The sequence below is a fragment of the Clostridium taeniosporum genome (assembly GCF_001735765.2).
In the GTDB taxonomy this organism is placed as follows: domain Bacteria; phylum Bacillota; class Clostridia; order Clostridiales; family Clostridiaceae; genus Clostridium; species Clostridium taeniosporum.
On record NZ_CP017253.2, the window covers coordinates 2,949,283 to 2,972,001 of the forward strand.

The following is a 22,719-nucleotide window of genomic DNA, read 5'->3' on the forward strand; positions in this document are numbered from 1 at the left end:
CATAACGCAGGGGGTGGAAATTATGAGGTTAAACAAGTACTTATTTCCAATAATATTAGGTGTACTATGTAATATTTTTATTGCTTTTGGTACAAATAATCCTATTTTAGAGTTATTTTTATCAATGATTACTTTGTTCATAATAATTGGATATTCATATTATTGCAATAAATCAAAATTATCAATTGTTAATTTCAATGATAACGATTTATCAACAGATAAAGATAAAATATTTAAAAATATTCATTCTATGATTGAAACAATAGGATTTGATGTTGAACATCTTTTATGGATTTCAAAACAAAGCAAAGAAGCATTTTGTCATTTAGTAAAGAAAAATAAAGTTATTTCTGATTACTCTACTACTAATTTAGCTTGTATCGAAACTGTTGAATCTGGTATACATGAAGTTGTATCTAGTTGTGAAAAAATTGATGAAAGTATCCAAACTGTAGAGACTGAAACAAATGATACTATTTCAGTTCTTGAACAAAGTAAAAATTCTATAAATAATATAATTTCATTATTAGCAAATATGAAAACAATTTCTAATGATTCTTTAGAAATAAATTCAAAATTACACCACTCTTCAAAAAGTATAAATAAATTTGTGAAATATATACATGATATTTCTAGCCAAACAAATTTACTTGCTTTAAATGCATCAATTGAAGCTGCTCGAGCTGGTGATGCTGGAAAAGGTTTTGCTGTAGTAGCCAATGAAATTAGAAAACTTGCAGATGAAACAGATAAATTTGCACGAGAAATAGATGATATAGTTAAAGATCTTCTTAATAATATAATCGATACTAATTCTTCTACTGAAAATTCTAAAAAAACAATAACTAAACTCGATTCTATTTCTAATGAAACTATTAAAATTTTATCTGACAGTTATATTGCTATGAAACACATTAAAAATTCCATTTTAAACTTAACAAACGTATCAAAATCAAATACCCAAGTTGCATTTGATATCGAACAAGCTCTTACTCATTTAACACATACTATAGAAGAAACTAACAAAGAAACACTAGATTCAATAGATATGATTGGAAGACATGAAAATAAAACTGATCAATTACTTGATTATTGTTCAGCTTTAAGTAATGTTTCAGAAAATTTACAATATCAAATGAGTCATTTAAAAGGGGAAAATGAAGTTATAATTGGAATTAATCCTTTTACTTCTCCTGCTGACATAAAAAAAATGTATGTTCCTATACTAGAAAGATTATTTAAAAAGCTTAACCTAACTCCAAGAATTATAATAGTTAAAGATTATGATGCCCTTAGTGATCAAATAAAAAAAGGTATTATTGATATTGGATGGTTCTCACCATTTGCTTATGTTATAGCTAGAAATAAAGCAAATGTTATTCCACTAGTAACCCCTAGAGTACACGGTAAAACTTACTACAATGGATATATAATTGCTAATAAAAATTCTGGAATTAAAACATTAGAAGACTTAAAAAATAAGCGTTTTGCTTATGTTGATAAGAATAGTGCTTCTGGATACTTATATGCTAGACATATTTTAAAAGATAATAAAATAAATCCTGACAATCTCTTCTCTAATGTTTCATTTGCTGGAAGCCACGATAATGTTATAAATGGTGTTTTAAATGGATCATTTGATGCTGGTGCAACTTATAATGAAGCACTTGATAAAGTAAAAGAAAATGGAATTAATTTAGATGATTTAATTATTGTTTCCATGACTGACAATATACAAAAAGATGCCATTGCTATTAGTCCAAATATGAATTTAAATAGAGCTAACGCTATAAAAAATGCTTTGGTAAATTTCAAAGATTTCCAAGGTATAACTACACCAGTTGATGGATTCATAGAAGCTAACGATAATGACTATAATTTAATTAGAACAGTTATGAAAAACTAAAAAGTAGCTACACCACACTTTTTAGTTGAAAGTGAATAATTAAGAATTAAAAGTTTAGAATGAACTTAACAATAAAGATGAATTAATAAAAATTGCAGAATCTATAAAATAATAAATATAGTCTGTCATATTAGGGGATTAAAGTCCGTTAGTAAACTGTGAACCAATTTATGTAAATTGAATATTTAAGTTTAGATATAACTAGAAATTTGATTTCCAGTTATATCTTTATTTTCTTTTTGAAATACTAAAACTGTATATTGTTATATTTTTACTTTATACTAAAGAATATAACCCATTATTCAATTCTTACAACATCATATCCTTCATCTTCTATTGCATCTTTTAAAACTTCATCACTTTCTGTTGTTTCTACTAAAGCATATTTATCCTGTAAGCTTACCTCTACTGAAGTTACTCCGTCTAACCCTTCTAAAGCATTCTTTACATGACCTACACAGTGATTACAACTCATACCTTCAATTAAAATTTTCTTTTTCATACTCTCAATTCCTCCTAAATTATCTATATTTTGATTAAGTGTTAATATTTTAAGCTTTGAAATTTCTAAGCCTTAAAGCGTTTAATAATACTGATACTGAACTAAAACTCATTGCTCCAGCTGCTATCATTGGATTTAAAAGTGGACCTCCAAAAATATGAAGTATTCCCATAGCTACTGGTATTCCCAATATGTTGTATCCAAATGCCCATGATAAGTTTTCTTTAATGTTTCTAATAGTTGCTTTACTTAACTTTATGGCAGTAGGAACATCCATTAGGTCGCTTTTCATAAGAACTATATCTGCTGATTCAATTGCAACATCTGTCCCTGATCCTATGGCTATACCTATATCAGCTTTAGCAAGAGCTGGAGCATCATTTATTCCATCTCCCACCATTCCAACCTTATCTCCATCTTTTTGCAACTTAGCAACTTCATTTGCTTTATCCTCTGGTAATACTTCCGCTAAAACTATATCTATCCCTACTTGTTTAGCTATTGAATTTGCAGTATTTTTATTATCTCCTGTAATCATAGCTACTTTTATTCCCATTGAATGTAATGTTTCTATAGCCTTCTTACTGTTTTCTTTAACAGTATCTGCTACTGCTATTACACCTTTTAATTCAGAATTTATAGATATATACATAGGGGTCTTACCTTCATTAGATAATCTTTCTGTTTGTATTTCTAATGATGATATATCTACATTTTTTTCTTTCATTAACTTCTTATTTCCCAGGAAAATATGTTTTTCGTCAATTAATACCTCTATACCATGACCTGGTATTGCATTAAAATTAGAAATCTCTTTTAATTTTAGCTTTCTATCTTCAGCTTCTTTTACTATTGCTTCACCAAGTGGATGTTCTGAACCTTTTTCAGCACTAGCTGCTAATAGTAATGCTTCATCTTCTGTAATATTATTAACTAAAATATCTGTGACTTTAGGTTTTCCTTCAGTTATAGTTCCAGTTTTATCAAAAACTATTGTATTTAATTTATAAGTTGTTTCTAAAGCTTCTCCACCTTTTATTAAAACTCCATTTTCTGCACCTTTTCCTGTACCAACCATAATTGCTGTTGGCGTTGCAAGACCTAATGCACATGGACATGCTATTACTAATACTGATATAAATATAGTTAATGCAAATATAGTTGATTCTCCTGCTATAAGCCATGCAACTGCTGAAACTATTGCTAAGCTTATTACAATTGGAACAAAATATGATGCGATTATATCAGCTAATTTAGCTATTGGAGCTTTTGAACCTTGAGCATCTTCTACTAATTTAACAATTTGAGCTAACGCAGTATCTTTTCCAACTTTAGTTGCCTTATATTTAATAAATCCAGTTTTATTTATACTTGCACCAATTACATTATCTCCTACTGACTTTTCTACAGGAATACTTTCACCAGTAAGCATTGATTCATCAATTGATGTATTTCCTTCTATCACTTCACCATCTACAGGTAGTTTTTCACCTGGTTTAACTAAAATTATATCTCCAACAACTACTTCTTCAATTGGGATAATGGTTTCTTTTTCATTTCTTATAACTGTAGCATTCTTAGGTGCTAAACCCATTAATGCTTTTATAGCTTGTGATGTTTTTCCTTTTGAGACAGCTTCTAAATATTTTCCTAGTGTTATTAATGTTAATATTACAGCTGCTGATTCAAAATATAAATGCATTGCATATTCAGTATTTCCTTGATTTATATTAAATATTGCAAATATTCCATATAAAAATGCTGCCAAAGTTCCTATTGATATTAATGAATCCATATTAGGACTTAATTTAAAAAGATTCTTTATTCCTATTTTATAAAACTTATATCCAACTAGCATAACAGGAAACGTTAATGCTACTTGTATTAAAGCAAAATTTAATGGATTTATCATTGGATCAATTATGCTTGGAAGATGTATCCCAACCATATGTCCCATACTAATTATTAATAATGGAACTGTTAATGCAGCAGAAACTATAAATCTATTAATTAATTCATTAGCAGGATTAAGTTCTTTCTTATTTTCATTAATAGTATTTTGTTTTTCAAGTTTATAACCTGCTTTTTCTACAGCTAATTTTATATCAGAATATCCTATTAAATCTTCATCAATTGATATAGTTAACTTTTCTGTTGCAAAATTAACATTGGATTTTTCTACTCCTTGTAATTTTTTAGTTACTTTTTCAACTCTGTTAGCACATGCTGAGCATGACATTCCTGATACTTTTAAATTATAAGTTTTTATATTTTTCTTAATTCCATAACCAGCTTTTATAACCTTTTCTTCTATATCTTTATCTTGAAGTTTGCTTTCATCAAATTCAACATTAAGAGTTTCTGTAGCAAAATTAACATTAGATTTTTCTACTCCTTGTAGTTTTCCAACAACTTTTTCAACCCTATTAGCACATGCTGAACATGTCATTCCTTCAATTTTAAATGCTCTTTTTGACATATTAACGCCTTTCTTTTTATAAATTTTGTTCTAAACTTACTTAGAAATTATTTTTTCTAATACTTTATTCATTTCTTCTATTTTTTCATCTGGATTATTATTTAGGCAAGCTTCCTTAAAACAATGACGTAAATGTCCTTGTAATATCATTAAATCAGCTTTTTTAAGTAATGATTGAGATGCCAATATTTGATTAGCTATATCTATGCAATATCTCTCATCTTCTATCATTTTTATTATGCCTTCTATTTGACCTTTAGCCGTCTTCAAATATTGTAATGCTTTTTTTCTTTCTTCACTCATGGTTTTCCTCCCTCCCCCAGGGTGGGGTTGTTTATTTATATAAAATTATAAACTTCTATTTATATTTGTCAATGTAATAATTAAAATTAATTACTAATTTTAATGTTATAATATTCATTTTCATTATATAAAGTATACTTATATATAAATTATTTTATTATAATATAACTATTGATAGTTAATAATAATTATTATATAATATTAAGTGTACGGAGGTGGATATTATGATTAAAGTAGGTGAATTAGCTCCTAACTTTTCTCTTAAAGGATGTGATGAAAAAATTCACAGTTTAAATGATTATAGAGGTAAAAAAGTTATCTTATATTTTTATCCAAAAGATAATACTCCAGGCTGTTCAACTGAAGCTTGTGATTTTAGAAATAATTACAGTACTATCCAAGATAAAAACACAGTAATTATTGGAATAAGTAAAGATAATATAAATTCACATAATAAATTTATAAATAAATTCAACTTACCATTTATATTATTAAGTGATGAAGAAAAAATTGTTTGTGAATTATATGATGTAATAAAAGAAAAGAATATGTTTGGTAAAAAAGTACTAGGTATTGAACGAAGCACTTTTTTAATTGATGAAAATGGTATACTTATTAAAGAGTTTAGAAAAGTTAAAGTAAAAGGCCATGTTGAAGGAGAATGTAGAATAATTTGTGTAAATTAAATATTTTAATATATTGTATAACTGGAAATTATGTTTCCAGTTATATTTTTAATATTTTTACAAATACTAAAACTACGTGGTTTCATAATTTTAGTATGCACTAAAATAAGTATTATATACTGTAATTTTCTAATAAGTACAAGCTATATTGCTAACGCTTCCTCGATTCTATCTTTGAACATTATTTCTAATTTTAAAAGAGTTATTCCCCAATTAGCTATTGGTGAAGTCCATTTTTTCATAACTTGATCTGTTGCTAAATATAATGATTTTCGCAAAGAATCATCTGTTGGAAATACTGTTCTAATTTTAGTGAATTTTCTTAATTGCCTATTAAATCCTTCTAGTGCATTAGTAGTGTAAATCATTTTTCTAATTTCTTTAGTATATGAAAAATATGTAGACAATCTATCCCAATTTTCATACCATGAATCTATTACAGTACTATAAACATCATCCCATTTATTCTTTAGCCTATCGAGCTGCGTTAGCGCTATCTCCTCTGTATCTGCTTTATACACCAGTTTTAAGTCTTTCATAAATTCTTTTCTATTTTTATATGATACATATTTCATTGAATTTCTTATTTGATGTATTATGCAATTTTGAATACATACTTTTGGAAAAACAGCTTTAATAGCATCTGGTAATCCTCTTAAACCGTCCATACATGCAATTAATATGTCTTTAACACCACGATTATTTAAATCATTACAAACGCTAAGCCAAAATTTTGCTCCTTCGGCTTCGCCAATCCATATTCCTAATATATCTTTATAGCCTTCCATATCAACACCCATGCAAATATAAGCAGCCTTTGTAACTATTCTATGTTCGTCTCTCACTTTAAAATGAATAGCATCCATATAAACTATAGGATACACAGGATCTAACATTCTATTTTGCCATTCAGCAGCTGCAATCATTACTTTATCTGTTATTTTAGATATCATTGATGGAGATACATCTATTCCATATAATTCTTCCAGTTCGGATTGAATGTCTCTTGTAGACATTCCACGAGCATATAAACCAATTATTTTTTTATCTAATTCATTACAATCAGTTTCATATTTTCTTATAGTTCTTGGTTCAAACTCTGATTTTCTATCTCTAGGAATATCTATAGGTATCTCCCCGTAGCTGCTTCTAACATCTTTTTTTGAATACCCATTTCTATAATTCTTGTCACTATCGTTATCGGTTCTCTCATATTTTTCTCTACCTAAATGTTCTTCCATTTCAGCTTCAAGTAGTTGTTGCATAACATCTTTTAATAATCTTTGCATTAACCCATTCTTACCCACAACATCGTCCATACTTTTGCATTTCTTTATTTCTTCTTGATAATTTATATCTGGTACTCTCATTTGTAATCCTCCTCTAATATTCATAAGTATATTATTCCAAATCTACCATAAAACCATTCAAAAAAAGATGTAGTAGATTTGCTTTTACACAAATCTCACTACATCCCCTGTTGAAGAAGTATTAGCTAATTTATAATTATTTTTATTACCCAATATATAGTTCTCTAATTTTACAAATAAACTTTTTAAAATTAATTGCCAACTAAAATTACTCTCTATGTAATAGCTGACTTTTTGTCAGCTATTACATTTTTTATCTAAAATATTTTATTAATACTTTTATGATCTATCCATTCTATACAAATAAAAATGCACCTCAAATATTAAAGAATCAGCTATTATCTTTAATATTTAAGATGCAATCAAATCATTTTACATATATTTACTTATGAATACATAAACATTATATTAAAACATATTTTATTATTTATTTTGGTAGTTCGCTTAATTGCTCTGCATAATCAATATACCATGATTTAACATTTCCAAATGTTCCTACTATATCCATATGATCTGTATTTATAACTGTTGGCATAACATTCCATTGACCAACTTTAGGTTGTCCATTGAATTTTTTTATTATATCATTAGAACCTAATCTAGGACCTTCTTGACTTATTGAATTTACAATACCATCATTATCAAACCATTTTTTATCTATAACTGGAAGTCCAGCTTTATGACGTGTATATCTTCCCATTAAAGTTGCTGTACCATAAAATAGTGGATTCATAGGACCTATTTGTGGTAAAGAATGATCTGAAATTAATGACTCACTAGTAGCTTTTGTTACCCAAGAAAAATAATATACATCAGGTTGAGCTTTTACCCATTTGTTTAACTCTTTTGCACCATATGTTGATAAATCATAAGGAGCTATATCCTTTGTATCTGACCAAATATTGCTTGACAAAACTTTTCTTACATACTCGCTATATGATTCATCATCTTGTTTCTTTAGTCCAAATTGATCTAGTTTAAAATCATATACAGAACCAAACAAATCATTTTCACCAGTCATTGTTCCTAATACACCAAATGTAGTATTTATTAATTCTTTTGCTGGAATTGCATCTGACAATGTTGTTCCATCATTAGGAGTTGATATTGTAGTAACACTTCTTACCCAATGTTTACCTCCCATAAATAATGGTGAAATATTTTTTTGATCACAGTTTCTTTCTTCTTCACTACCTTCACTTAATAATTGAGTTAAAGTACGTACTGTTTGTCCACCCATACTGTGACCTATAAGATGAATTTTATTAATATCGCTTATGTCTTTATATATTCCTTCAAAAGTTCTTCCATATCTTTGATGATTATATTTTTTAGAATGTGCTTCACCATAATCCACTGTTCCACCAACTATGTAGGCATATAATTCACATGCTCTATCCCAGTTACTTGAAACAGGACCTACTGTTGCTGTATAAGTTTGATATCCTTTATCTCTTAATTTTTCTTGAATATCAACTAAACCTCCCCAATATTTATAACCTAATAATTCATCTCTTCCAAATCCCATAAATCCATGTACTAATACTATAGGATAGTCATTTCCTTCTTGAATAATATCACTTTTTATTTCTGGATATTGTATTGGAGCCTTTTCAGTAGTCTCTATTGGAGTTTCGACAACTGATTTATTATTAAAATCTTCACTATTAGGTAATTGTATTTTGTCTGGTATATCTTTATCTTTAGATTCAATTTCTGTTTTTGATTCTACTAGATTTTCTTTAACTTCTTTAACTTCTTTAAGCTGTTTCTTATCTTTTTCTTTATTTGATTCTTCATTTAGTTTTTCTTTATTATTTTCTGTAATTACTTCATTTTTTGTATTATTGTTAGCTTTCTTTGTGTTATTTTCAACTTCTTTTGTGTTATTTTTAATATCTTTTTTATTGTTTTCAACTTCTTTTTTATTGCTTACATCTTCTTTTTTATTATTTTTAGCTTCATTTAATATAAAATCATTAGATGCTTTAATATCATCTACAACAGTAGAACTTGTCTGTTCAACAGCCATAACAGGTGCTGAAAAACTTGTAAAAGTAACCGAAATTGCTAACATAGTAATTCCTAAAATTTTTACCAAAGATCTTTTCATTATACTTCACCTCATTAAAATTTAATTTAGATACCATTTTAATCAAAGGTATCGTTTTAATTATTTAGAGAGAATTTACATTCTCTCTAAATCTAAAAGTTATAATTATTGTGGTAGTGAATTTAATTGCTTGCAAAGATTTAAATACCAACCTTGAACATTAGCAAAACGTCCTATTATATCTTCATGGTCCATATTCATAAGTGTAGGCATTGCATTCCATTCTCCCTTTTCAGGAGTACCATCATAGTCAACAATAGTATCATTTGAACCTAATTTAGGTCCATTTTCACTTATGCAGTTTACATAGCCATCATTTGGCCACCAACTTTTATCTATGACAGGTTTCCCTGACTTATTACGTGTATATTTACCCATTACAATAGCATTTGGATAAAACATCTTATTCATTACTCCTGGTTGTGGAATATGATGTCCAGTAAGAATTCCTTCTTTTGTTGCACAAACTGTCCAGGAGAAATAATAAACATCTGGTTGAGCTTTTACCCATTTATTAAGTTCCTCTGCACCATATGTTGTTAAATCATATGACGAAATATCTTTTGTATGAGTCCATATATCACTATTTAAAACACGTGTTACATAATGTAAATGCGATTCATTATCTTGCTTTTTTAATCCCCATTGATCTAACTTAAAATCAAAAAGAGAACTTGTAATAGAACTTGTACCTGTTGTTGCAGCTAGAGCCCCAAACGCAGAACTTGCAAAATTAACCATCGGGTTTCCGTCAGCTGCTGTTGTTCCATCATTTGGTGTTGCAATAGTTGTCACACTATAGATCCAATGTTTTCCACCCTTAAATAACGGAGAAAGATTTTCTTGTGGATAATCTCTTTCTTCTTGATAGCCTTCACTTAATAATTGTGTAAGTGTACGAATAGTTTGTCCACCCATGCTATGTCCAACTAAATGAATTTTATTAGTATCACTTATTTTCTTATATAATCCTGAATATGTTTTACCATATCGTGCATGTCCGTATTTCTTTGAATGAGCTGCACCATAATCTACTGTACCTCCTACTATATAAGCATAAAGTTCACAAGCTCTATCCCAATTACTAGATACAGGACCTACTGTTGCTGTATAAACTTCATATCCTGCATCACGCATCTTTTCTTGAAGATCATTAGTACCTCCCCAATACTTAAATCCACCTACTTCATCTCTTCCCCAACCCAGGAATCCATGAACTAATACTATTGGATAATTATTAGATTCTGAAGTTTCATCTAAATCAAATGCTTCTGATGTCTTTATTGGTTCTTGTGATTCAACAGTATCTGATGATTCTATTAAAACTGATGGATTTTCTGTAATTTGAGCAGCATTAACTCTTGCAGTAAAATTAGTTCCGGTCATAGCCACTGATAACAATGAAATTCCTAATAATTTAGTTAAATATCTCTTCATCTCTACACCCCTATACAATATTTTTAACATAATAACTCTTAATTTTTTCTCTTGTTAAAGTACTGCATCAAATTAATAAATTAATACATAAAATACATATAAAAATAATTTTTAATATTAAATGTAATAATATTAATTAATTCTTATTTATTAAATACGTTAAAAATTTAAATATATTTATTCTCATAAAATAAGTTAACTTTAATTTTTAATTAACTGTGGTATTTAATTTTATACTTTATTGGAAATTTAATTTTTAAGAATGCTTCTAAATATTTATTGATCGGATTTTTAATTAATTTCTAGTTAGAAATGTTTATGTCAAGATGAATGTTAAAGAAATTTCAAAATTATTAGCTCTTAATTAAAGTTTATATAAAATTTCACTAACACTTTAAACCTTTTTTATTATTAATAAATTTTAAATCTCCCCCCTTTTTGCGAATTATTAACTATTTATATCTGATAAACTTTAACATTAATAAATTCATTTAAACGTTTACTAAGAAAAGCGTATTTATTAATTGCTTAATCTATCAATTATTAATATAATAGCTAACTTAATTTTTAGAATAATTATATGAAATTTTTAAAATATATTTAATCAATAATAAAATTAAATTTAAAAACTTCAATTTTATTTAATTATATTACCAAATTATTTAAATTTCAATATTTTTTGTATATTTTATTAAAAATATGTATATTTTCTTATATATTCTACTGTATTTTCTATTATACGGCAACCTTTTTACCGTTTTTCGGATCAATATTAGTTTAATTAAATAGTATAGATACTAATTTATATAAAAATTACAAAAACAGTTAATAGCATAAAATAATTATGTGATTTACTTAAATTCAAGCTAATTCAACATACAAATAGGGCTTAGAAATTTTGTCATCTCTAAGCCCTATTTGTAATAATTATATATTTTTTATTATTATAGGTAAATTAATATATATTTTTACTAAAATATCTTTCTCCTCTATCTGGTAATAAAGTTACAATATTTCCACTATCTATTTTGCTTGCTAATTTCAAAGCCGCTACCACTGCTGCCCCTGAAGATGCTCCAACAATTAGACCTTCTTTTAAAGCAAGTTGTTTTACCATATAAAATGCTTCTTCATCATTAACTTTTATAACATCCTCCACATAAGTCATATCCATAGTTTCCGGAATAAAATTATTTCCTATACCTTCTATATTATAACAAGTCTCCTCTCCTCCTCCCATAGTTGAACCTTCTGGATCTACTAGGATTCCTTTTATATTAGAATTTTTTTCTTTCAAATACTTTAATATGCCAGTATAAGTTCCTCCACTACCTGCTCCACAAATGAAATAATCTATTTTTCCATCTAAATCTATATATATTTCAGGAGCTGTAGTTTCATAATGAGCTAATGGATTAGCTTTATTCTCAAATTGCTTTAATGTTAAAGAATTCTTTATTGATATTAAAAGTTCATTAGCCTTTTTAACAGCTCCTAGCATTCCATCTTCTCTTGAAGTATTTATTATTTCTGCACCAAGTGCTTTCATTAAAGTTTGCTTTTCTATAGAAAATTTTTCTGGTACAACAAATATAACTCTATATCCTTTATTTATAGCTGCTAAGGCTATACCTATTCCTGTATTTCCTGCTGTAGCTTCTATTATTGTATAACCTTCCTTAAGCAATCCTTTCTTTTCAGCATCTTCTATCATATACATACCTATTCTATCTTTAACACTTCCACCAGGATTTAAAAATTCTAATTTAGCAAATACATTTACTCCAGGCTTTATTCCTATATTATTTAGCTTCATAATAGGTGTATTTCCAATATGACTTCTAATGTCATCTATATATCTCACTACTAATCCCCTCTTTTAATACTAATTTAATATATTCTTTTGCTGCAAATAATGAATGATCTCTATAATTTCCACATTGAAACTTGTTTGTTGCTGGTATTTCTTCTGTTTCTAATATTTTATTTAATGAATAATTTAATGCTTCTATTATTTCTTCAACTTTTGGATTTCCCCATGCAACCATATAAAATCCTGTTCTGCATCCCATAGGAGATATATCTATTATTCCATCTAATTTTTCTCTCATATATCCAGCTAATAAATGTTCTAATGTGTGCATTGGTCCTGTTGGCATTTCTTTTTCATTTGGTTGTAAAAATCTTAAATCAAATTTAGAAACTATATCACCATTATCACCTTTTTCTGAGCCACACTTTCTTACATATGGCGCTTTTACCTTTGTATGATCTAATTCAAAACTTTCTACCTTAACCATTAATTTTTCCCCCTTCTAATGCTTTTTCTAAATCATTAATAATATCATCAGCACTTTCTATTCCAACTGAAAGTCTTATCAAATTATCAACAATACCAACCTTTTGTCTTATTTCATATGGTATTGCTCCATGAGTCATACTTGCTGGGTGGCATACTAAAGATTCCACGCCTCCTAAACTTTCTCCAAAAGTTATAAATTTTAATTTTTCAAAAAATTGTTTATAGTCATATTCATCATTTAATACAAAAGATATCATCCCACCATATCCTTTTGCCTGTTTTGATTGAATATCATACCCTTGATGCTCTTCAAATCCTGGATAATAAACTTTACTTATTTCTGGTCTACTTTTTAAAAATTCTGCTATAGATTTAGCATTTAAATTATGCCTATCCATTCTAATTGCAAGAGTTTTTATCCCTCTTATAAGTAAGAATGAATCAAATGGAGATAGTATTCCCCCTGTAGAATTTTGTATAAAGTGAATTTTTTCTTTTAATTCTTCATTATTAACTACTACCAATCCAGCAATCAAATCGCTATGTCCTCCTAAATATTTAGTAGCACTATGAATAACTATATCTGCACCTAATAATAATGGTTTTTGCAAATATGGTGTCATAAAAGTATTATCAACTATTGTTAATAAATTATTATCTTTAGCTATCTTAGCCACTTCTTTAATATCCGTTATATCCATTAATGGGTTTGTTGGTGTTTCTATATATATTGCTTTTACAGTATCATCAATAGCTTCTTTAATTTGCTTTAAATCTGTTGTATTCACTATCTTATATCCTATATTAAAATTCTTAAAAATTTTATCCAAGACTCTAAAACTTCCACCATATAAATTGTCTGGAATTATTATATTATCTCCTGATTTAAAAAGAGATAATACTGCTGTTATAGCTGCCATTCCTGAAGAAAATGCAAATCCACTAGTTCCTTCTTCTAGATCAGCTATAAGCTTTTCAAGAGCTTCTCTTGTTGGATTTCCTGTCCTTGAATATTCATATCCTTTATTAACTCCAATACCCTCTTGTTTATAAGTAGATGTTTGATATATAGGAACATTTACGGCTCCTGTAAACTTATCTCCATCAATTCCTCCATGGATTAAAATTGATTCAAAATTCATAATAATTATCCCCTCTCTTATAATTTTTTAGCACTTGCTATAAATATTTTTGTTTCTGTATATTCACCTTTACTTGAATACCCTTTGCAATATAAGTCTGTATTTTCTATCTCTATATTTTTAAAATTATATTCACTTAACCAAGTATTTATTTGTTCATTTGAAAATCCTAACCATTCATCATGCATCTCTTCTTTTGCCCATTCTCCATCATGTTCTGTTACATCTGAAATTACTATACTTCCACCTTTTTTTAATACTCTATAAATTTCTGATAATGCTTTTTCTATATTAACTACATGATGTAATGCCATATTTATAAATACAGCATCAACTGATTCATCAAATAATACAATGTTTTCTAAGTCAGATCTTATTGGATATATATTAGTTATATTTCTCTTATAAACTTCTTTTTTTAATTCCTTTAACATATTATTAGATTGATCTAAAGAAAATATCAAATTTGCTTTTTCTGATAAGGCTAAAGATATAAAACCTGTACCACATCCTAAATCTGCTGTAATTTTATTTTCTATTGATACTTTAGATAAAACTTTATACTTTAACTTTTCCTCAAAATATTCACTTCTTATTACATTCCAATTAGCTGCTATAGAATCAAAGTAATTTACTGATTTCATAATTAATATTCCTCCTATTTTTATAAATCTTAATTCTTAAATATTTTTAATTTATTGTGCTATATGGTCTGTGTAAATTATCAAAGATTTAGCTAAATATTAATAATTACTTTTAAATAAAATTTATTTAAATTCTAAAATTACTAAATAAGCTTATATTATTAAATACGTATTATTTATTCTTACAAATTTTACATGTTTATATAAACAAAAAAACTCCTGCCTCATTTAGAGGCAGAAGTTATATTCCGCGGTTCCACTCTAATTATTATATAAAAAAATATATAATATCTCATTTTTGGTACAATCATACCTCAACGCTATAACGTGCGTACACGCTGCCTCCTACTAAAAAATATTTTTTCGGGACAGTGCTCAAAGATGCATTCTCATAAGTTACAACTAAAGTCTTTTTCAGCCTAGAAGACTATTCTCTGAAAATTTCCCTTATGATACTATTTCTTTTCTTCACATATAACATTATAATATTTTTAAAACACACTATTCATATAAGATTACTCTGTTTTATATTTAATAATATATCTCTATTATTTTAATTTGTCAATATATATTTTAATCTAACTTAAAACATATATTAAAATATAATTACCAATATACAATATTTACTCTTATATAAGAAATATTGTACCTATTTATTATATTGATTTAAAATTATCTTAAATTAATTTAATTAAATAAATTACAATTTAATAATTTTTTCCAATGTAATATTTTTATTTAAATATCTTCTTAATTTCTGCTTCTGTTAAATTTCTATAATTACCTTTTTCTAATGATTCGTCTAACATTAAGTCACCAATAGAAATTCTCTTTAAATATATTACATAACATCCTACAGCCTTTAACATTCGTTTAACTTGATGCTTTTGTCCTTCTGAAATAGTAAGATATCCAGAAATAACAGGCTGACAATCTTTATTTTCTAAATCATCAATAGGTATCTCATCTTTAAATTCTTTATATACTCCTGATTTATATATATCTATTTTGGCAGGTTTAGTTAATATCTTACCTTGTCCTATATAGACACCCTCTTCTAATTGTCTTTTATTTTCCTCACTTAAACAACCTAATGCCCAAAAGAAATAGGTTTTATCAACATGTTTTTCTGGATACATTACTTTATGTTCAAATTCTCCATCATTAGTGAATAATAATAAACCTTCAGTATCTTTGTCTAATCTTCCTACATGAAATACTCCACTCATATTTTTATCAAAATAATCAAATACTGTTTTATGTACATTATCTTTTGTGGCAGTAATACATCCAGCTGGTTTATTAAACATATAATAAACTTTTCCCTTATGAATAACTTTTTCATTAAGGTATTCAATAATATCACTATGTTCATTAATATCTACTGCAGGTTCAGTTATAACATTACCATTTACTTTTACTAATCCCTTTTTAATATAAGTTCTAACAATTTTTCTTCTACCAATAGCTGATTCTGCTAAAAATTTATCTAATCTCATATACTTATAATTTCTCTTTCTTTGTAAATTTTCATATTTCTCAAAATAATTATTGTGTAATTTATATCTTATACAATTTAACTACAAAATTTTTATTTAATCTTCTACATATTCTAAAATATCACCTAGCTGATACTTAAGTTCTTTACATATAGATCCTAAAATAGAAAATCTTATTGCCTTTCCTTTATTGTTTTTTAATATTAATAGATTTGTATAGTTATTCCAACTTTTTCAGATTCCAATATTTTTTATCGAAAAGCAATATATTTTTATCTTAATTTAATATTATCAGATTTATAATGTTTCAGAAAATAATTTTTTATAACTCCTAGGATAATTATTAAGTTTATTCAAAACCTACTCCTATACTAAAAAGGATAGTAAAATCAAATTACTATCCTTAATTACTTTATATATTTATATATTAAACATCATTCTTATCTTATAATTAATAATGCTAATATTATAATTTCCTATTGTTCTAACTCACCTTTTATATACCCTTCTCTTCTAAGAAATCCTTTAATAAATTAAGACATACTTTTTTTCTATATTCTGATGAAACTCTGCCTCTGGTAGGAATAATTTTTTGTTCATATGCTTTAATAAAATCTTTTTTTATCTTATTTGCTTCATGTAGTGTTTTACCTATCATAATTTTTTCTAATTCTTTAAATCTTAATACTGTACCTGATACTGCTCCAAAAGCAATTGCAATATCTTTTATTTTTTCATTATCAATTTTTATTACTCCAGCAAATGAAACACGAGATATAGCTAATGCATTTCTAGCACCTACTTTTTTATAGTAATAATTCTCTAATCCAGTTTTAGGTAGTAAAATTTCTACAATCAATTCATCTTTTCCTAAATCTAACTCTTTCCTCCCTTTATAGAAATCATCAATTTTAACTATTCTAGTATTTGAAGAAGATGCTAATACCAGTTTTGCATCTGCAACATATTCGATCAATACAGAATCCGCCTTTGCCGAACCATTTCCTATATTACCCGCCATTGTCCCAGCATTTCTTATAGCAGGTGCAGCAATTTTTGATACAGCTTGTTTCATAATTTCAGGAACAATATCAGATTCTAACACTTCAGTAAAAGTACAAGAACCTCCTATTCTAATATACTCATCATCTTCAACAATTAATTTCATTTCAGGAACTTTATTTAAGAATAGATACTTAACATCGTTTTTTCCTTGAATCATTAAATCTGTTCCTCCACCATAAGGAACAACATCATATTTAGAACGAATATCTAAAGCTTCTTTTAAAGATCTAGGCATAAAACCATTTACCATAGTCCTTTTCCCTCCTTTTCTGAAATTTTAATCGCCTTTACAATAGCATTATATCCTGTGCAACGACATAGATTCCCAGAGATTCCTTCTCTAATTTGTTCTAATGTAGGATCTGGAGTCTTAGATAATATAGCCTCTGTTGCTAGTACCATTCCTGGAATACAATATCCACATTGCACTGCTGAAACCTCAGCATAAGCCTTATCAATTACTTTAAAACGTTCTGTTTCTCTAAACCCTTCTATAGTCATGATTTCGCTTCCTTCACATCGTCCCATGGCTACCATACAAGAATTAATTAACTCACCATCCATAATAATAGAACATGCTCCACACTCACCTTCTTTACAACCACATTTTACACCTTTTAAGCGATAATAATCACGGAGCACATCTAATAATCTATCAGTAGCTTTTCCATCATATATAACCTCTTTGCCGTTTAATTTGAATGTTATTTCATTATTCATTTTATTCTTTCCTCCATTAAGACTTTTATTGTATCCTCAGCTGTAAATGGTACATGATTAACCTTTACTCCATGTCCAAGTGCCTGTTCAATGGCTTCAGCATAAGCTCCTGCTGCTCCAACTAAAGGTAGTTCTCCTGCTCCCTTAGCTCCATAAGGTCCATAAGGATATTTTTCATCTACATACATATCCACCTTAAGATTAGGTACATCAACTGCTGTTGGTATAATATAATCTGAAAAAGAGTTGTTTCTAATACGGCCTTTAGTATCTGCTACCATATATTCTGTTGAAGCATATCCTATACCTTGTAAAAATCCACCTTCCATTTGACCAATAACAATGTTGTAATCCATAGGTGTTCCTATATCAAAACATCCATATGCTCCTAATATATTTGTAAATCCTGTATAAGTATCAACTTCAACTTCTATTGCATTAACTGCCCATGAATAAGTTGGATAAGCATCTCCTTGGAATTTATCAATATAAAATGGAATCATAAAATCTGGTTCTTTATAATACTCTTCTATAATTTGATCTTCTCCTTCTATCCACTGATTACGAAGTTTTATAGCTGCACGACGTAAAAGTTCTCCAACTGTCATTAAACTACGAGAAGCAACTGTAGGACCTGAATCTGGTACAATATCAGTATCTGGATATTCATAAAATACCTTTTCTATAGGAAGATTTAGCTCTTTTGCTACTATTTTAGGAAAAGTTGTACGAAGACCCTGTCCTATATCTGTGTTTGAAGCAAGTATTTGAATTCTTCCATCAGGATATTTATGCAGTTTAGCTACAGCTTTAATAATGTCTCTTTCACCTGAACCTGTAAAACCTGCTCCATGAAAATACATGGATATTCCTATACCCTTTCGATATCTTCCATTTTGATCTTTATAATATTCTTTATGTTTTCTTCTAAAATCGCACATGTTATCAATACGTTCAATCATATTTGGAATTGGTACTGGAAAATGATATTTACCAGAAGTTGAAGTACTATCTCCTTGTTTTACTAAATACATTTCCTTAAATTCCAAAGAGTCCTTACCTAAATCTTTTGCAATATGATTCATCATCATTTCAGCAGAAAAAAATGTTTGTGGTGCTCCGAATCCTCTATATGCTCCACTAGGAGTTGTATTAGTTTTTACAGCTCTTCCACGTACTTTAAGATTTGGAATGTTATAAATTCCATTTGAACATATAATTCCTCTTTGAAGAACAACTGCTGATAAAGTTGTATATGCCCCTCCATTGAATTTTATATCTATATCCATAGCTGTGATTCTTCCATTCTTCACTGCTACTTTGTAGGTATTTAATGAAGGATGTCTCTTTGATGTAAACTCTAAATCTTCTCTTCTATCAAAGATACAACGAACTTTTTTCCCGGTCTTTTTTGCAGCTACAGCAACTTGACATGCTAATATAGATGGGAATGCTTCTTTTCCTCCAAACCCTCCTCCCGTAGCATCTTGTGCTATTCTAACTTTATCTGGGCCAAGATTCATAGCTCTCATTACTGCACCCTTAACATAATAAGGACATTGCATAGAACCATGCACGTAAACCTTTCCATTTTCAAGTATCTCAGCCATAAGTCCTTGAGTTTCTAAATAGGTTTGATCTTGATAACCTGTTTCAAACTCTTCTTCATATATTCTATCTGCTTCGGAAAATGCTTTTTTAACATCTCCTTTTCCAAAGTTATAATCAAAAAAAACTGTATCAAAGTCTCTTATATTAATAATAGGTTTTAATTCTTCATAGATAACTTCAATTTTAGATAATATCTTATTTACAATTTCTTCATCAGGTCCACAAACCATACCTATAGGTTCTCCAATATATTCTACAGTATCTCTAGCATAAACTGGTGTATCATCTCTAACTATATTTACATTGTTATCGCCTGGGATATCTGTTTTATCCACATAATAATATCCATCTAGTAATTTAGGTAACTTTACATCAATAATTTTTGCTTTTGCCTTTGTAGACCTTAGCATCTTACCTATCAAAATATTATCTTCTTCATAATCTCCTACGTAAATAGCTTTTCCTGAAATTTTTGAGTTATGGTCTCTTTTAACCACAGATTGACTAATCTTATCCACATCTATCTCTCCTTAACCCTTTTAACATTCTAACTTATTTGTTAATATATGTTAATTATATTGCAATAAAAAAATAGCAGCAAATTCTTCTTCAAAAGAACTTGGTGCTATTTCTCTTTAATTTAAATCTAAAAATAATTTTATTTCTTAATTAGATATGCTACATTTTCAACATGACTAGTTTGAGGAAACATATCCACCGGTTGTACTTCTACTGTTTTATAACCTTGCGCTTCTAATATTTTTAAATCTCTAGCTAACGTACTTGGATCGCATGAAACATAAACCACTCTTTCAGGTTTAACCTCTCCAATAGCTTCTAATAATTTAATATCGCATCCTTTTCTTGGTGGATCTACAACTATTACATCAGCTTTTATACCTTCGTTTATAAGATTAGGTATTACTTCTTCAGATTTACCCACAAAGAATTCTGCATTATCCACATTATTAAGCTTTGCATTTTCCCTTGCATTAATAATTGCAGGCTCTATTATCTCAACACCATATACTTTTCTTGCTTTTTGAGATAAAAATAAAGTTATAGTTCCAGTTCCACAATATGCATCAAATACAGTTTCACAGCCTGTTAATTTGGCATATTCTAACGCCTTATTATATAATACTTCTGTTTGAATGGGATTAACCTGAAAAAATGATAGTGGCGATATATTAAATTTAAATTCTCCTATGTAATCTTGAATAGTATCTTCTCCATATAAAGTTATACATTCCTCACCTAAAATAACATTTGTATTTTTAGAATTTATATTTAATACTATACTTTTTATTCCTCTTATATTTTCTAATATAAGATCCCTAAATTCTTTTAAATGTGGAATATTAGAAGTAGTTGCAACAAGAACAACCATGACTTCATTAGTTTTAAAACCTCTTCTTATCATTAAATGTTTTAAAATGCCTTTAGCATTAAATTTCCCGTCTAAAGTTGCTGGTTCAATATTATTCTTCTTAATCCATTCTTTTGTAAACTTTGCTACTTCATCAGCAACATTATCTTGAATTAAACAATAATCTAAATCTATTATATTATGACTTCTAGGTGCATAAAAACCTATTACAACTTCACCATTTACTTTTCCAATAGGAAGTTGAACTTTGTTTCTATATCTATATGGGTTAGATTCCATTCCAATTGGATACTTAACTATGTCCTTTGATAATCCACCAATCTTGTCTATGCAGTCTTTTACTCTTTCCCATTTAAAATCTAATTGTTTTTTATAATTCATATGTTGAATTGAACATCCACCACACCTTTTATAATTTGAACATTTAGGTACTTCTCTATCTTCTGATGAATCAATAATTTCTTCAATTTTACCATATGCATAAGTTTTCTTTACCTTTATGATTTTTGTTCTAATTTTTTCCCCTTTTAAAGCTCCTTGAATAAATATAGGGTAACCATCTATCTTAGCTACACCTTCACCTTCATATCCTTGCGATAATATATCTAAAATATATTCTTTATTCTTTTCTATCAACTTAAATCCACCTTTTTTTCATTATAGCTTTTATAAATTATATCATATAATAAGTTTTATATAACAGATATTAAAAAAGATTTAAATTTGCAAATTTAAGCATTTATATTAAAAATATCTTTATAATAAAATTTTAAAAATAAAAATATTAATTATTATAAGTTATGTATTATTTGATTTCACAAAAGTTTCACACATAACTTTAGATTGATTGCTTTTATCAATTGAAATTGCTACGTTTCTTGATTCACATTTTCCTGAAGAATTAAAAAAACACTTTGATGCCTGACAATTAATTTGAGGATTCATTTTAACTTTATCCATAGAAGAAAATAATTGCTTTACTTCTCCAACATAATTAGTATTTACAAGAGCTTTAACTTGATTAATAAATTTATTTGGCTTGTAACTAGAACATTTTGTTTCTGTCGTAATAGTTGAGTCTTTTCCTTCTATTAATATATAACCTGCTTGACACATACCTGCTTCATTATGTACACAACTCATAGCTGCACAATTTAAAATAGTCATAATTATCACTCTTTCTTGTATTTTCCTTATGACTTATTTTGCTCCATTATAACAAAACTTATTCTTTGCCTAATACAATAACAATCCCTTAATATTTAATTACATTTTCAAAATTTTAAAATAAAATCTTTCATATATAAGTTATACATAGATTTTAAAAAATATAGTTTATTAAAGAATAAAAAAATCGTTAATTGACTGTGGAGCGTCGATTTTTTTTTAGCCATGCACCTTTCCAAACGTAGTGCTGGAATAATGGTGCTGCATATGATTATTTTTTATTCTTTAGGTTTTATTTCTTAACCTTTAAGCAAAAGTATAATCTAAGTTATCCACAGATTTTAAAAATATAGTTTCTTAAAGAATAAAAAAAGCACCCTTAA

At 27.7% G+C, this 22,719-nt stretch carries 18 protein-coding genes, 1 pseudogene and 1 other annotated feature; of the genes and pseudogenes, 2 read left to right on the top strand and 17 right to left on the bottom strand.

The annotated features are described in order from the left end of the window. Positions 1-22: 22 nt before the first annotated feature. On the top strand, positions 23-1,906 hold the full coding sequence (gene phnD, locus BGI42_RS13315; RefSeq protein WP_069680764.1) for a phosphate/phosphite/phosphonate ABC transporter substrate-binding protein: 1,884 nt from the start codon (positions 23-25) through the stop codon (positions 1,904-1,906). 298 nt (positions 1,907-2,204) lie between these two features. Here the strand turns inward: phnD and BGI42_RS13320 are convergent, their stop codons facing one another. The 3 genes from BGI42_RS13320 to BGI42_RS13330 are packed head-to-tail and all read right to left on the bottom strand — an operon-like array spanning position 2,205 to position 5,190. Then, positions 2,205-2,408: a heavy-metal-associated domain-containing protein gene (locus BGI42_RS13320; RefSeq protein ID WP_069680765.1), complete on the bottom strand. Its 204-nt coding sequence runs from the start codon at positions 2,406-2,408 to the stop codon at positions 2,205-2,207. 49 nt (positions 2,409-2,457) lie between these two features. Then, positions 2,458-4,887 (bottom strand): heavy metal translocating P-type ATPase, encoded by a 2,430-nt coding sequence (locus BGI42_RS13325; RefSeq protein ID WP_069680766.1) that lies wholly within the window; start codon positions 4,885-4,887, stop codon positions 2,458-2,460. A 36-nt stretch (positions 4,888-4,923) separates the two neighbouring features. Then, the gene (locus BGI42_RS13330; RefSeq protein ID WP_069680767.1) at positions 4,924-5,190 is read right to left on the bottom strand and encodes a metal-sensing transcriptional repressor; all 267 of its coding nucleotides are present in this window, start codon (positions 5,188-5,190) and stop codon (positions 4,924-4,926) included. 224 nt (positions 5,191-5,414) lie between these two features. Here BGI42_RS13330 and bcp point away from each other — a divergent pair, with 224 nt between their 5' ends. Then, positions 5,415-5,876 (top strand): thioredoxin-dependent thiol peroxidase, encoded by a 462-nt coding sequence (bcp, locus tag BGI42_RS13335; protein WP_069680768.1) that lies wholly within the window; start codon positions 5,415-5,417, stop codon positions 5,874-5,876. Positions 5,877-6,019: 143 nt separating this feature from the next. On the opposite strand, the gene BGI42_RS13340 is transcribed toward bcp, so the two are convergent. From BGI42_RS13340 to BGI42_RS13405, 14 genes and pseudogenes are all read right to left on the bottom strand, one after another. Beyond that, entirely contained in the window at positions 6,020-7,246 is a 1,227-nt protein-coding gene (locus BGI42_RS13340) for an IS256 family transposase (protein ID WP_069678411.1), read from the bottom strand. Positions 7,247-7,673: 427 nt separating this feature from the next. Further along, positions 7,674-9,359 carry an esterase/lipase family protein gene (locus BGI42_RS13345; RefSeq protein WP_069680769.1) on the bottom strand — a complete coding sequence of 562 codons (1,686 nt, stop codon included), beginning with the start codon at positions 9,357-9,359 and terminating at the stop codon, positions 7,674-7,676. Positions 9,360-9,464: 105 nt separating this feature from the next. Further along, a complete protein-coding gene (locus BGI42_RS13350; protein WP_069680770.1) occupies positions 9,465-10,796 on the bottom strand; it encodes an esterase/lipase family protein in 1,332 nt (443 codons plus the stop codon). 955 nt (positions 10,797-11,751) lie between these two features. Further along, on the bottom strand, positions 11,752-12,660 hold the full coding sequence (locus BGI42_RS13355; RefSeq protein ID WP_069680771.1) for a PLP-dependent cysteine synthase family protein: 909 nt from the start codon (positions 12,658-12,660) through the stop codon (positions 11,752-11,754). Next, a complete protein-coding gene (locus BGI42_RS13360; protein ID WP_069680772.1) occupies positions 12,644-13,096 on the bottom strand; it encodes an S-ribosylhomocysteine lyase in 453 nt (150 codons plus the stop codon). Before BGI42_RS13360 ends, BGI42_RS13355 begins: the two co-directional genes overlap by 17 nt. Continuing rightward, positions 13,089-14,240 (bottom strand): trans-sulfuration enzyme family protein, encoded by a 1,152-nt coding sequence (locus tag BGI42_RS13365; protein ID WP_069680773.1) that lies wholly within the window; start codon positions 14,238-14,240, stop codon positions 13,089-13,091. Before BGI42_RS13365 ends, BGI42_RS13360 begins: the two co-directional genes overlap by 8 nt. A 17-nt stretch (positions 14,241-14,257) precedes the next feature. Further along, on the bottom strand, positions 14,258-14,884 hold the full coding sequence (locus BGI42_RS13370) for a class I SAM-dependent methyltransferase (protein WP_069680774.1): 627 nt from the start codon (positions 14,882-14,884) through the stop codon (positions 14,258-14,260). A gap of 227 nt (positions 14,885-15,111) precedes the next feature. Beyond that, positions 15,112-15,362 (bottom strand) — a binding site (T-box leader). Positions 15,363-15,618: 256 nt separating this feature from the next. After that, complete coding sequence (locus BGI42_RS13375) at positions 15,619-16,383, bottom strand: pseudouridine synthase (protein WP_069680775.1); 765 nt, start codon at positions 16,381-16,383, stop codon at positions 15,619-15,621. A 96-nt stretch (positions 16,384-16,479) separates the two neighbouring features. Beyond that, a pseudogene (locus tag BGI42_RS13380) lies at positions 16,480-16,596 on the bottom strand (helix-turn-helix domain-containing protein); the annotation flags it as partial. A gap of 283 nt (positions 16,597-16,879) precedes the next feature. Then, on the bottom strand, positions 16,880-17,698 hold the full coding sequence (locus BGI42_RS13385; protein ID WP_069680776.1) for an FAD binding domain-containing protein: 819 nt from the start codon (positions 17,696-17,698) through the stop codon (positions 16,880-16,882). Beyond that, entirely contained in the window at positions 17,692-18,168 is a 477-nt protein-coding gene (locus BGI42_RS13390; protein ID WP_069680777.1) for a (2Fe-2S)-binding protein, read from the bottom strand. Before BGI42_RS13390 ends, BGI42_RS13385 begins: the two co-directional genes overlap by 7 nt. After that, positions 18,165-20,297 carry a xanthine dehydrogenase family protein molybdopterin-binding subunit gene (locus BGI42_RS13395; RefSeq protein ID WP_069680778.1) on the bottom strand — a complete coding sequence of 711 codons (2,133 nt, stop codon included), beginning with the start codon at positions 20,295-20,297 and terminating at the stop codon, positions 18,165-18,167. The genes BGI42_RS13390 and BGI42_RS13395 overlap by 4 nt, the downstream gene beginning before the upstream one ends. A gap of 140 nt (positions 20,298-20,437) precedes the next feature. After that, a complete protein-coding gene (gene rlmD / locus BGI42_RS13400) occupies positions 20,438-21,805 on the bottom strand; it encodes a 23S rRNA (uracil(1939)-C(5))-methyltransferase RlmD (protein ID WP_069680779.1) in 1,368 nt (455 codons plus the stop codon). Positions 21,806-21,967: 162 nt separating this feature from the next. After that, positions 21,968-22,336, bottom strand: a complete 369-nt coding sequence (locus tag BGI42_RS13405) for a DUF1540 domain-containing protein (protein ID WP_069680780.1) — start codon at positions 22,334-22,336, stop codon at positions 21,968-21,970. Positions 22,337-22,719 lie beyond the last annotated feature (383 nt).